The sequence below is a fragment of the Amycolatopsis sp. NPDC101161 genome (assembly GCF_044768185.1).
Taxonomy (GTDB): Bacteria; Actinomycetota; Actinomycetes; order Mycobacteriales; family Pseudonocardiaceae; genus Amycolatopsis.
This window is the reverse complement of the sequence record NZ_JBIWPI010000006.1, coordinates 484,764-499,096: the sequence shown is the minus strand read 5'-3', so window position 1 is coordinate 499,096 and position 14,333 is coordinate 484,764. Positions and strand designations below refer to the sequence as shown.

Genomic DNA, 14,333 nt, shown 5'->3' with positions numbered 1-14,333 from the left:
ACGAACTCAATAGTTCAGCGGAACTCGGCTGGCCGGGCACACCTCGACCTGGCCTGTGGGGCGCTGCCGACAGGCGTCGGACAGACCCTTCTGCCGCCGATTGCCGGCCGCCGCCGGGTTAGTCGAGGTCCAGTTCGTCGATCAGGGCGAACATCTCGTCGTCCGTTGCCGACTCCAGTTTCTCCTCCACCGCCGTCACCCCCGCCGATGCGCCGTTCACTCGAGCCAACAACTCCTGCAACCGCGAACCCAACGTCGCCCTAGCCTGCGAATCCGACAGCAGCTCCGGCAACGCGAACTCCACCCGGTCCAGCTCTGCCAGCGCCGGCAGGATCGCCGCCGGGACGTCCGGGACCAGCTCGTCCCTCAAGTACTCCACCAGCACCGTCGTCGATGGGTAGTCGAACAGCAGCGTCGCCGGGAGGCGCAACCCCGTTGCCGCTCCCAGCAAGTTCCTCAGCTCCACCGCGCTCAACGAATCGAAGCCCAGCTCCAGGAACCCTCGGTCCGGCTCGATCGCGTCCGGGCCGGCGTATCCCAGGACCGTGGCCGCTTGGGTGCGGACCAGGTCCAGCAATGCTCCGTCGCGCTCGGCTTCGGACATTCCCGCCAGCCGGTGGGTCAAGCTGTCCACCGGGTCGGCCGCGGCAGCGCGGACCGCTCGGCGGACCGGGGTGCGGATCAGGCTGCGCAAGATCACCGGGATCGCATCCTCGCCCACCCGGTCGCGCATCGCCTCCACCACCAGGCGGACCGGCAGCAGCACGGCCTCGTCGAGCGCGCACGCCACGTCGAACAAGTCCAGGCCCTCGTCCGACGGCATCGGCTCGACGCCGCCGCGGGCCAGGCGGGACAGGTCCGCCTCGCCGAGCTTGCCCGTCATGCCGCTGCGCTCGGCCCACAGCCCCCACGCCAGTGACAACGCCGGCAACCCCTGCGCCCGGCGGACGTGCGCCAGCGCGTCGAGGAACGCGTTCGCCGCCGCGTAGTTCGCCTGGCCCGTGCCGCCGAACGTGCCCGCCAGCGACGAGAACACCACGAACCCGGCCAGGTTCATCCCCGCCGTCAGCTCGTGCAGGTGCCACGCCGCGTCGACCTTGGGCCGCAGCGCCGTGTCCAGCTGCCGGGTCGTCAACGCCGATACGACGCCGTCGTCGAGGACGCCCGCCGTGTGCACCACCGCCGTCAGCGGGTGGTCGGCGGGGATCGCCGCCAGCAGCGCCGCCAGCGAATCCCGGTCGGCGACGTCGCACGCGGCCATCGTGACCTCCGCGCCCCACGCCGTCAGCTCCGCAACCAGCTCGGCAGCGCCTTCCGCCGCCGGTCCACGCCGGCTCGTCAGCACCAGCCGCCGCGCGCCGCGCGCGGTCACCAGGTGCCGGGCAACCAAAGTGCCGAGCGTCCCGGTCGCCCCGGTGATCAGCACCGTGCCCTCCGGGTCCCATGCCGCGACCGGCGCCGGGCTCGCCGCCGGGACGCGGGCGAGGCGCGGCACCTGGATCGCGCCGATCCGGACCGCGACGTGCGGCTCGCCGCAAGCCACGGCGGACGGCAAGGCCGCATACGACACCTCGCGGTCGTCGAGGTCGACCAGCACGAACCGGCCGGGGTTCTCCGACTGCGCCGAGCGGACCAGGCCGACGACCGCCGCCGTCACGAGGTCCGTGATGCCTTCGCCGACGCGGGTCGCGATCGCGCCCTTCGTCACGAACACCAGCCGCGAACCGGCGAACAGGTCGCTCGCCAGCCACTCCTGCACCTGCTCCAGCGCGCCGTGGGTGGCGGTCCGGACCGCGCGGGTGACGTCCTCGTCGTCGTGCGGCCCGCTGGTCACCACGACCACCTCGGGCACCGGATCACCCGCCACCACGGCCGCTTCGAGCGCGTCGAAGTCCGGATAGGACTCGACCGGGACGCCCGCGGTCCCCAGCGCCTTGGTGACGCGGACCCCGACGTCCGACCCGACGACGGCCCAGCGTTCGGCGGGAGAATGGCTGACCGGCGTGATCGGGGCCATCACCCAGCCCACCCGGAACAGCGACTCGTGGTACGCCGACCGCGCGACGTCGAGCTGCTCGGCCGACACCGGCCGCAGCGTCAGCGAGCCGACGGTGGCCACCGGCAGCCCGTCCTGGTCGGCCACCGCCAGGGCGACCGTGTCGTCGCCCTGCCCGGTGACGCGCACCCGCAGCGCCGACGCGCCGCCGGCGTGCAGGGTCACTCCGGCCCAGGCGAACGGCAGGACCGCGCGGCTTTCGTCGCGCAGTGCGACGGTGTGCAGGGCGGCGTCCAGCAGCGCGGGGTGCAGGCCGAAGCGGCCGGCTTCGGAGACCTCCGGCTCGGGCAGGCCGACTTCGGCGAAGATCTCCTCGCCGGCGCGCCACGCCCGGCGCAGCCCCTGGAAGGCGGGCCCGTAGTCGAACCCGTTTTCGGCGATGCGGTCGTAGAGCCCGCCGAGGTCGATCGGCTCGGCGCCCGGCGGCGGCCACGTCCCGGTCAGGTCACCGGCGGCCGGGGCAGGCGCCGCGGCGAGCGTGCCGCTCGCGTGCGTGGTCCACGGTTCGTCCTCCATGGCGTCGCCGGCGCGGGAGTAGATGTCGATCGAGCGGCCGCCGAACCGGTCCGGGCCGCCGACGGCGACCTGCAGCCGGACACCGCCGGTCTCCGGCAGCACCAGCGGCGCCGCGAGGGTCAGCTCCTCGACGCGTTCGCAGCCGACCTTGTCCGCCGCGTGCACGGCCAGTTCCATGAACGCCGTCCCGGGCAGCAGCACGCTGCCGAGCACGACGTGCTGCGCGAGCAGCGGATGGCCGGCCGCCGACAGCAGGCTCGTGAACAGCACACCGTCCGAACCGGCCAACGCGACCGACGCCCCCAGCAGCGGGTGTCCCGGTTCGCTGAGGCCGGCGCCGGTGACGTCGCCGGGTGCGGCCGGGGCGGCCAGCCAATACCGCTCGCGCTGGAACGCGTACGTCGGCAGTTCGACGCGCCTCCCCTCGCCGAGCACGGCGGCCCAGTCGACGTCGGTGCCGGCGGTGTGCAGCCCGGCGAGCGCGGTCAGCAGCGACCGCTCCTCGTCGTGTCCCTTGCGCAGCAGGGATCCCACGCTCACCTCGGCCGAGCCGGCGCAGTCCGGCACGAGCGCGGCGAGCACCGCGTCCGGGCCCAGCTCGACGAACCGGGTGACACCATCGGCTACCAAAGTACGGACGCCGTCGGCGAACCGGACGGCCTCCCGCGCGTGCCGCACCCAGTATTCCGGCGTCGCGACGTCACCGGCCGCCACGATCGGGATCCGCGGCTGGTGGTAGGTCAGACCGCCGGCGACCGCGGCGAACTCGGCGAGCATCGGCTCCATGAGCGGTGAGTGGAACGCGTGCGAGACGTCGAGGCGCTTGGTCTTGCGGCCCAAAGCGGCGAAGTGCTCCCGCACGCCCAGCACGGCCTCGGTCTCACCCGAGACGACAACGGCTTCGGGTCCGTTGACCGCGGCCAGCGAAACCCGGTCGCCGAGCAGGGGGACGACCTCGTCCTCGGTGGCGGCGATCGCCACCATGGCGCCGTCCGAAGGCAGGGCTTCCATCAGCCGGCCGCGCGCGGCGACCAGTTTCGCCGCGTCGGCCAGGGAAAGCACTCCGGCAACGTGGGCGGCGGCCAGCTCGCCGATCGAGTGTCCGGCGAGGAAGTCCGCGCGGACGCTCCAGGACTCCAGGAGCCGGAACAACGCCACTTCGAGGGCGAACAGCGCGGGCTGGGTGAAGCCGGTGCGGTCGAGCCGGGCGGCGTCGTCGCCGAACACGACGTCCCGCAGCGGGATGTTGAAGTGCGCGCACACCGCGTCGAAGGCGTCGGCGAAGATCGGGAACCGGTCGTACAGCTCGCGGCCCATGCCGAGCCGTTGCGAGCCCTGGCCGGTGAACAGGAACGCCGTCCGACCGGCACGCGCGGTGCGCACACTGAGCCGATCCGCGGCCAATCCGTCACGCAGCTCGCCGAGGGTTTCGCCGACAACCACCGCGCGGTGGCCGAACTTCGCGCGGGCGGCCAGGGACCGGGCAACCGCGGCGGAGTCCACTTCGGACTCCGTGAACGCCAGCAGCCGCCGGGCCTGGTCGCGCAGCGCCGCTTCGGATCGGGCCGACACCGACCAGGCGGTGAACTTGCGCGCGGTAACGACTTCCACCGGATCAACCGGCGAGGGAGCCTCTTCGAGGATCGTGTGCACGTTGGTGCCGCTGACCCCGAACGACGACACCGCTGCCCGGCGCGGGTGGCCGTTCGCCGCCCACTCGACCGGCTCCGAAAGCAGCTGGACCCGGCCGGCGGACCAGTCGATGTGCGGCGACGGCGTCTCGGCGTGGAGCGTGCGCGGCAGGACGCCGTGCCGCAGCGCCTGCACCATCTTGATGACGCCGGCGATGCCGGACGCGGCCTGCGTGTGCCCGATGTTGGACTTCACCGACCCGAGCCACAGTGGACGGTCGCGATCCTGGCCGTAGGTCGCGATGAGTGCCTGCGCCTCGATCGGGTCGCCCAGGGTGGTGCCCGTGCCGTGCGCTTCGACGGCGTCCACTTCGGACGGTGTCAGTGCGGCGTCGGCCAGCGCGGCGCGGATGACGCGTTGCTGCGCGGGGCCGCTCGGTGCGGTCATGCCGTTGGACGCGCCGTCCTGGTTGACCGCGGACCCGCGCACCACGGCGAGCACCGGGTGCCCGCGCCGCCGGGCGTCGGACAGCCGTTCCACCAGCACCATGCCGACGCCCTCGGCCCAGCCCGCGCCGTCGGCGTCCGCGGAGAACGCGCGGCACCGGCCGTCCGGCGACAGCGCGCGCTGCCTGCTGAACTCGACGAACGTGTCGAGCGCGGAGATCACCGTGACGCCGCCGGCCAGCGCGAGGTCGCACTCGCCGGACCGCAGCGCCTGGACCGCCCAGTGCAGCGCCACCAGCGACGACGAGCACGCCGTGTCGACCGTGACTGCCGGGCCTTCGAAGCCGAAGGTGTAGGCGATCCGGCCGGACGCGACGCTGCCCGCGCTGCCGGTCGCGAGGTGGCCCTCGAACTCGCCGGGCGCGTGCCGCAGCCGGCCGCCGTAGTCGTGGTAGTTCGAACCGACGAACACGCCGGTCCGGCTGCCGCGCAACACCGCGGGGTCGATGCCGGCGCGCTCGACGGCCTCCCACGACGTCTCGAGCAGCAGCCGTTGCTGCGGGTCGATCGCGGGCGCCTCGCGGGGCGCGATCCCGAAGAACGCCGGGTCGAACTCCGCCGCGTCGTGCAGGAAGCCGCCGCCGCGGGTGTAGAACGTGCCCGGCTTGTCCGGGTCCGGGTCGTAGTGCCGGTCGAGGTCCCAGCCGCGGTCGGTGGGGAACTCGCCGACGGCGTCGACCCCGTCGGCGACGAGCCGCCAGAGGGCGTCCGGGTCGGCGACGCCGCCCGGGTAGCGGCAGGACATCGCGACGATCGCGATCGGCTCGTCGGTGCTCACGACCACCGCAGCCGCGGGCTCGATCGCCGTGTCCCCGGCCAGTTCGCGCCGGACGTGCTCGGCGAGCGCGACGGCGGTCGGGTGGTCGAAGACCAGCGTGACCGGCAGCCGCAGGCCGGTGGCCTCGCCGAGCCGGTTGCGCAGGTCGACGGCGGTGAGCGAGTCGAAGCCGAGGTCGCGGAAGGCGCGGTCGGGCTCGATCGACTCGGGCGACGGGTAGCCGAGCGCCACCGCGGCCTGGGCCCGGATCAGCTCCAGCACCAGCCGGTGCTGGTCGGCGGCATCGAGCCCGGTCAGGCGCTGGGCCCAGCCGGTTTCGACGGCCTCCGGCGCTTCGGCTTCGGAAATACCCAGCAGCGCGGCGCTCGGCCGGCCCTGGGCGAGGGTCTTGCGGTAGCGGTCCCAGCGGATGTCGGCGACGGCCAGCACGGTCTCGTCGTCGGCCAGGGCCTGCCCCAGCGCGTGGAGCGCCGGTTCGGGGTCCATCGCGGGCAACCCCTGCTCGGCCAGGCCTTCGCCTCGGCCACCGCGCCACGCGCCCCACGCCACCGACGTCGCGGGCAGGCCGGCCGCGCGCCGCTCGCGGGCGAGCGCGTCGAGGTAGGTGTTGGCCGCCGCGTAGCTCGCCTGGCCCGGTCCGCCGAGCGTGCCCGCCAGCGAGGAGAACAGGACGAACGCCGCCAGTTCGCGGTCCGCGGTCAGCTCGTGCAGGTGCCGCGCGGCCTCGGCCTTGGGCCGCAGGACCTGCGCGATCCGGTCGGGGGTGAGGCTGTCGATGACGCCGTCGTCGAGGACGGCGGCGGCGTGCACCACGGCGGTCAGGTCCGGCAGCCCGGCCAGCAGCTCGGCCAGCTGGGCGCGGTCGGCGACGTCGCAGGCCACGACGGTCAGCTCGGTGCCGAGGTCGGCGAGTTCGGCGGTCAGCTCGGGGACGTCCCGGTCGCGCCGGCTCGTGAGGACCAGGCGGTCGGCACCGGCCCGGGCGAGCCAGCGGGCCAGGTGGTCGCCGATCCCCCCGGTACCGCCGGTGAGCAGCACTGTGCCGGACACGCGCCACGGCTGTTCGCTGCGAGCCGGTTCCGCGCGGACGAGCCGGCGGCCGAAGACCCCGGACGCGCGGAGGGCGACCTGATCCTCCTGGGGCGACCCGAGCACGGCGGCGAGCCGGGCGACGGCACGGGCGTCGAGGTCGGCCGCGAGGTCGACGAGACCGCCGAAGCGCTGCGGGTACTCCATGGCCGCGATCCGGCCGAAACCCCAGGTCAGCGCCTGCTCGGTGGCGCGGATCGGGTCCGCCGCGCCCGTGCTGACCGCGCCGTTCGTGGCGCACCAGAGCGGCGCGTCGATCTCGGCGTCGCCGAGGGCGTGCAGCAGCGTCAGGTTCGGTTCGAGGCCGTCGACGGCCAGGAGTGACAGCACGCCCTCGCACGGCCCCGCCTCGCGAAGCAGCTCGGCACACCGGGCACGATCCACATCGGACGGCAGCTGCAGGACGCGCGCGCCGAGCCCGTCGGCGAGGTCCTGGGCGTCGTACGCGGCCGGAGCGACCACCAGCCAGTTGGCGACGACCGTTCCTGACGCGACGGCGAGCGGGATCCACTCGACGCGGTAGCGCCAATCGTCCACAGTGGACGACGTCCGCCGGTGACCGCGAGCGTCCAGCCAGTAGCGCTGGTGCTGGAAGGCGTAGGTCGGCAGCGGGACCTGGCGGGCGCCGGGGAACACCGGTGCCCAGTCGACGTCGACGCCGCGGACGTGCAGCTCGGCCAGCGACGTGCGGAACCGCGTCAAGCCGCCCTCGCCCCGGCGCAGCGTGCCGACGACGATCGCGCCGGGCACGATCTCGGCGATCGCCGACGAGACGACCGGATGCGGGCTGACCTCGACGAACACCGCCTGGTCGAGTGCCTCGATGGTCTGCGCGAACAGCACCGGCTGCCGCAGGTTGCGGTACCAGTAGCCGGCGTCCAGCGTCGCGGTGTCGATCGACTCGGCCGACACCGTCGAATAGAACGGGACTTCGCCGGTGCGTGGTTCGACCGCGGCGAGCACGTCCCGCAGTTCGCTCTCGATCGCTTCCACGTGCGCCGAGTGCGAGGCGTAGTCCACCGGGATCAACCGGGACCGGACGCCGTCGGCCTGGCACTGGGCGAGCAGTTCGTCCAGCGCGGCGGGCTCGCCGCACACGACGGTCGACGACGGGCTGTTGAACGCCGCGATCGAAATCCGGCCGCTCCATTCCGCGAGCAGCTTCTCGACGCGCTCGGCGTGGAGAGCGACCGAAGCCATCCCGCCCTGGCCCGCCAGACCGGCGGCGATCGCCTTGCTGCGCAACGCGACCACCCGGGCACCGTCGACAAGGGACAGTCCACCCGCGACGACCGCCGCGGCGATCTCGCCCTGGGAGTGCCCCACCACGGCGTCCGGGGTGACGCCGTGCGACTGCCACAACGCGGCCAGCGAAACCATCACCGCCCACGACAGCGGCTGCACCACGTCGACCCGGTCCAGCGTCGATTCGCGCAAGACGGTGAAAGGCGACCAGTCGACAAAGGACTCCAGCGCCGTCGCGCATTCGGCGAACCGCTCGGCGAACACCGGCGACGAGTCCAGCAGCTCGACGGCCATTCCGGCCCACTGCGCACCCTGACCGGGGAACACGAACACCGTCCGCCCGGCCGGGGCGGCCACGCCGGTGATGACCGACGCGCTCGGCGTCCCGGCGGTGAGGGCACGCAGCCCGGCCAGCAATTCCGCACGGTCCTCGCCGAGCACGACGGCCCGGTGCTCGAACGCGGTCCGCGTCGAGGCCAGGGACCAGCCGACATCGGCGATGTCCGCATCCTCGTCGAAACCCGCCAGTTTCTCCGCCTGGGCGGGCAAACCGGCTGCCGAACGCGCCGAAACGAGCCACGGCACGGGCCCCGAGACCGGCTCACGCTCAAAGACCGGCTCTGGAGCGGGGTCGTGTTCGAGGACGACGTGCGCGTTGGTGCCGCCGACGCCGAACGAGGAGACACCGACGCGGCGGGGTCCCGGCTTGTCCGGCCACGGCGTCGCCGACGTGAGCAGTTCGAGCGCGCCGGAAGACCAGTCAACGTGCGGCGACGGGCGTTCCGAGTGCAGGGACCGCGGCAGGACGCCGTGGCGCATCGCCAGGACCATCTTGATGACTCCGGCCGCGCCCGCGGCGGCCTGGCTGTGCCCGATGTTCGACTTGACCGAGCCGAGCCACAGCGGCGTTTCGCGGTCACGTCCGTAGGTCGCCTGCAGCGCCTGGGCCTCGATCGGGTCGCCGAGGGTGGTACCTGTGCCGTGTGCTTCGACGGCGTCCACATCGGACGGTTCGAGCCCGGCCGCGGCCAGCGCGGAGAGGATCACCCGTTGCTGGGACGGGCCGTTCGGCGCGGTGAGGCCGTTGGACGCGCCGTCCTGGTTGGTCGCGGTGCCGCGGACGACGGCGAGGACCCGGTGCCCCTTGCGACGGGCGTCGGACAGCCGCTCGACGAGCAGCATGCCGACGCCCTCGGCCAGGCCCATGCCGTCGGCGTCGGCGGAGAACGGCTTGCTGCGGCCGTCGGCGGCCAGCGCGCGCTGGCGGCTGAACGCGACGAACGGCGCCGGCGTCGACATGACCGCGACCCCGCCGGCCAGCGCGAGGTCGCACTCCCCCGACCGCAGTGCCTGGCCCGCCAAGTGCAGGGCGACCAGCGACGACGAGCAGCCGGTGTCGATCGTGACCGCGGGGCCTTCGAGCCCGAAGGTGTACGCGACCCGGCCCGAGGTGACGCTGCCGGTGCCACCGGTCACCAGGTGCCCTTCGACGCCTTCGGGAACTTCGCTCAGCCGCGGCCCGTAGTCGTGGCCGCTGGCGCCGACGAACACGCCGGTGCGGCTGCCGCGGACGGCGGCTTGGTCCAGCCCGGCGTCCTCGAAGGCCTCCCAGGCGGCTTCCATGACGACGCGCTGCTGCGGGTCCATCGCGAGGGCTTCACGCGGGCTGATGCCGAAGAAGCCCGGGTCGAACTCGGCGGCGTCGTAGAGGAACCCGCCCGCGCGGGTGTAGCTGTGGCCGGCGCGGTCGGGGTCCGGGTCGTAGAGCGAACCGGGGTGCCAGCCGCGGTCGCCGGGGAACTCGCTGATGGCGTCGGCCTCGGCCAGCATCAGCTCCCACAGCTGCCGCGGGCTGCCGACACCGCCGGCGAACCGGCAGCTCATGCCGACGATGGCCAAGGGCTCGTCGGTCGCGACCGCCGAGGCGGCCACTTCGGGCGCGGGGGCGCCGAGGACCTCGGTGCGGACGTGCCGGGCGAGGGTGGTCGCGTTCGGGTAGTCGAAGACCAGGGTCGCCGACAGCTTGAGGCCGGTGGCGGCGGTGAGCCGGTTGCGCAGTTCGATGGCGGTCAGCGAGTCGAAGCCCAGCTCGCGGAACGCGCGGGCCGCGTCGACGTCGTCCGGCCCGGCGTAGCCGAGCACGGCGGCCGCGTGCTTGCGGACCAGCGCCAGCAGCTCGCGATCCTGGTCTACTTCGGACAGTGCGGACAGCTTGGCGCGCAACGCACCCGCCGCGCCGGTCTGCTCCTCGGTGACCTCCGAGGCGGCGGCCAGAACGGCCGCGACCTCGGGCACTTCGGACAGCAACGGACGCGGCCGGGCGGCGGTGAAGACCGGGACGAACCGTTCCCAGTCGATGTCGGCCACGGCGAGGAACGGCTCGCCGTGGTCGAGGACCTGGCCGAGCCCGAGCAGCGCCGGTGCCGGGGCCATGAACGGGATCCCGCGCCACTTGAGCTGGTCGGCGACGACGTCGGAGACCATGCCGTCACCGGCCCAGATGCCCCAGGCGACCGAGGTCCCGGCGAGCCCGCGGGCGCGGCGGTTCTCGGCGAGCGCGTCGACGAACGCGTTCGCGGCGGCATAAGCGCCGTGGTCGCCACTGCCCCACACCCCGGCGACCGAGGAGTAGAGCACGAACGCGTCGAGGTCGGCGTCGGCGAAGAGCTCGTCGAGGTGGCGGGCTCCGGCGAGCTTCGCGCGGGCGCCCTCTTCGAACTCGGGCAACGTCGTCTCGGCGAGCGGCGCCAGCAGGCCGACGCCGGCGGTGTGGACGACCGCGCGGACCTCTGACAGGCCGCTGACCAGCGAAGACAAAGCCTCGCGGTCGGCGACGTCGCAGGCGGCGATGGTCACCTCGACACCCAGCGCTTCGAGTTCTTCCCGCAGTTCGGCGGCGCCGGGGGCGTCCGGTCCGCGGCGGCTCGTGAGCACGAGGTGCTCGGCCCCGCGGCCGGCGAGCCAGCGGGCGACGTGCGCACCCAGCCCGCCGGTGCCACCGGTGATCAGCGCGGTGCCGCTCGTCCGCCACTCGGGGGCACTGCCCTCGACCGGCGCACGGCGCAGGCGACGCTGGTACACGCCGGAGTCGCGGACGGCCAGCTGGTCCTCGTCGCCGATCCCGGCGAGGACGGCGCAGAGCCGGGTCGCGGCCTGCTCGTCGAGGGTCTCCGGGAGGTCGACCAGCCCACCCCAGCGGTCGGGGTGTTCGAGGGCGAGCACCCGGCCGAGCCCCCAGGTCGTGGCCTGACCCGGGCGCGGCAGCTCGTCGCCGGGCACGACGACGGCTGTCCCCTGCGTCGCGAGCCAGAGCGGCGCGGTGACCCCGGCGTCGCCGAGGGCTTGGGAAAGCAGGAGGTTCGCGGCGAGGCCTCTGGGCAGCACCGGGTGCGTCGCGTGCTCGCGCTCGTCGACGGCGAGGAGCGACAGCACGCCCGCGACCTCGGACTCGCCCCGCAGCCGCTCGGCCAGCGACGCGCGGTCGTCGGTCTCCTCGACCCGCAGAGTGCGGACTTGCGCGCCGGCCTTCTCCAGGGCGTCGAGGCAGACGTCGGGGGCGTGCACGACCAGCCAGGTGCCGGACAGCACCGGCGCCGGTTCGGGGACCGGGTGCCAGGTGATCCGGTACCGCCACTGGTCCACAGTGGACAGCTCGGTGCGGCGGTGCCGCCAGTCCGCCAGAGCGGGCAGCACCTCTTGCCAGGGCGTTTCGTCGGTGACGCCCAGCTCTTCGGTGAGGACGCCGTCCTCGACGGCGGTCCAGAACCCGTCGTCCGCCGAGGTGGTTTCGACCGGGGTCTCGAGCCAGTACCGCTGCCGCTGGAAGGGATATGTCGGCAAAGCGACCGGGCGCGCTTGCGGGTAGACGGCCGTCCAATCGACGTCGTGGCCCTGCGTCCAGAGGTGCGCCACCGACGTCAAGAACCGGGTCAGGCCGCCTTCGCCGCGACGCAGGGTGCCGACGACGGCCGCCGCTCCGGGGTCGAGCGTTTCGTCGAGGGTTTCCTGGATGCCTCCGCCGAGAACGGGGTGCGGGCTGCACTCGACGAAGAACCGGTGACCTTCGGCGATGAGCGTCCGGGTCGCGTCCTGGAACCGCACGCGCTGCCGCAGGTTCCGGTACCAATATGCGGCGTCAAGCGTCTCGGCGGTCTCACCGGTGACGCTGGAGACGAACGTGACTTGCGCGGCACGGGGTTCGATCCCGGCCAGGGCTTCCAGGAGTTCGGCCTCGAGGACCTCGACCACGGCGGAGTGCGAGGCGTAGTCGACCGGGATCCGGCGTACGCGCAGGCTCTCGGACTCGGCGCGGGCGAGGACCGCTTCGACGGCGGCGACCTCGCCGGAAATCACGACCGACGCGGGTCCGTTGACCGCCGCGATGGACACGCCGTCCGTGAGCAGCGTCGTGACCTGCGCTTCCGGTGCCGCGATCGACGCCATCGCGCCGAGGCCCGCGAGCCGGCCCGCGATCAGCTTGCTGCGCAGCGCGACGACCTTGGCGCCGTCGGACAGCGACAACGCCCCCGCGACGACGGCGGCCGCGATCTCGCCCTGGGAGTGCCCGACGACGGCGTCCGGCGTGACACCGTGCGCTGCCCACAATGCGGCGAGCGACACCATGACCGCCCACGAAACCGGCTGGACGACGTCGACCCGCTCCAGGGCCGCCGCGTCGGCGAGGACGTCGGTCAGCTTCCAGTCCACGAAAGACGCCAGCGCGGCCTCGCACTCGGCCATCCGGGCGGCGAACACCGGGGATTCCCCGAGCAGGTCGACGGCCATCCCGGCCCATTGGGCGCCCTGGCCGGGGAAGACCAGCACGGTGCCGCCCACGGCCTGGGCCTCGCCGCCGACCGCCGCGCCCGTACCGGATTCGGCGATCTCGCGGACGCCCGCGACCAGCGCGGGCAGGTCCCGGCCGACCACCGCGGCGCGGTGCTCGAACGCCGAGCGCGTGTGGGCCAGCGACCAGCCGACGTCGGCGATGTTCGCGTCCGGCAGCTGAGCCAGTTCCGCCGCGCGAGCCCGCAACGCGGCTTCGGAGCGACCGGACAGCACCCACACCACGGTGTCCACAGTGGATTCTTCGCCGTCAGGAGGTTCGTCGGTGACACCCTCCAGCACGACGTGCGCGTTCGTCCCGCTGCCGCCGAAGGACGACACCCCGGCCCGGCGCGGCGCACCCGTCTCGGGCCACTCCTGCTGTTCGGTCAGCAGGGAGACCGCGCCCGCGGTCCAGTCGACGTGCGGGGTCGGCTCGCCGACGAACAACGTCTTCGGCAGGACGCCTTCGCGCAGGGCCAGGACCATCTTGATCACCCCGGCGAGCCCGGACGCCGCCTGGGTGTGGCCGATGTTCGACTTCACGGTCCCGAGCAGCAGTGGCCGCGAGCGGTCGCGGCCGTAGGTCGCCTGCAGGGCCTGCGCCTCGATCGGGTCGCCCAGCTTGGTGCCGGTGCCGTGGGCCTCGACGACGTCGACCTGCTCGGGCGCGAGCCGCGCGTTGGCCAGCGCCGCCTCGATCACCCGCTGCTGGGAAAGCCCGTTGGGGGCGGTCAGGCCGTTCGACGCGCCGTCCTGGTTGATCGCCGTGCCGCGGATGACCGCGAGCACCGGGTGGCCGTGGCGGCGCGCGTCGGAGAGCCGTTCCAGCAGCACGACGCCGACGCCCTCACCCCAGCCCGTGCCGTCGGCGTCGGCCGAGAACGCGCGGCACCGGCCGTCGGCGGACAGGCCGCGCTGGCGGCTGAACTCGATGAAGTTGCGCGGGTTGGCCATCACGGTCGCGCCGCAGGCCAGGGCCATCGAGCACTCGTCGTTGCGCAGCGCGGTGACCGCCAGGTGCAGCGCGACCAGCGACGACGAGCACATCGTGTCGACGGTGACGGCCGGGCCCTCGAGCCCGAAGGTGTAGGCGAGCCGGCCGGACAGCACGGCGGCCGAGCCGCCGGTGAGCAGCAGCCCTTCGAGGCCCTCGGGCGCGGTGACCATCCCGCCCGCGTAGCCCTGGTTGCTGGCGCCGACGAACACGCCGGTCTTGCTGCCGCGCAGGGCCGCCGCGTCGAGCTTCGCCCGCTCGAAGGCCTCCCAGGTGGTCTCCAGCAGGAGCCGCTGCTGCGGGTCCATCGCGGTGGCTTCGCGCGGCGAGATGCCGAAGAACGCGGGGTCGAACTGCGCGGCGTCGGTCAGGAAGCAGCCGTCGCGGACGTAGCTGCGGCCGACGCGTTCGGGGTCGGGGTCGTAGAGGTCCGGGTCCCACCCGCGGTCGGCGGGCCACGGCGAAACGGCGTCCCGGCCGTCGGCCAAGAGGTCCCAGAGCTGTTCGGGCGTGGCGACGCCGCCCGGGAAGCGGCAGCTCATCGACACCACGGCGATCGGCTCGGCGCGGCGCTCGGTGACGTCGTGCAGGCGCCGGTTGGCCAGCTTCAGATCGGCCGTGACCCGCTTGAGGTAGTCACGGAGCTTGTCCTCGTTGCGCATCTGCGTCGGCTCCTGGTTTCCGGTCACG

At 73.7% G+C, this 14,333-nt stretch carries 1 protein-coding gene; it reads right to left on the bottom strand.

Annotated elements, in window-relative coordinates; genetic code table 11:
• Positions 1–118: 118 nt before the first annotated feature.
• Positions 119–14,332, bottom strand: coding sequence for a type I polyketide synthase (locus ACIRSS_RS40695; protein ID WP_400904849.1), 14,214 nt, complete (start codon positions 14,330–14,332; stop codon positions 119–121).
• Position 14,333 lies beyond the last annotated feature (1 nt).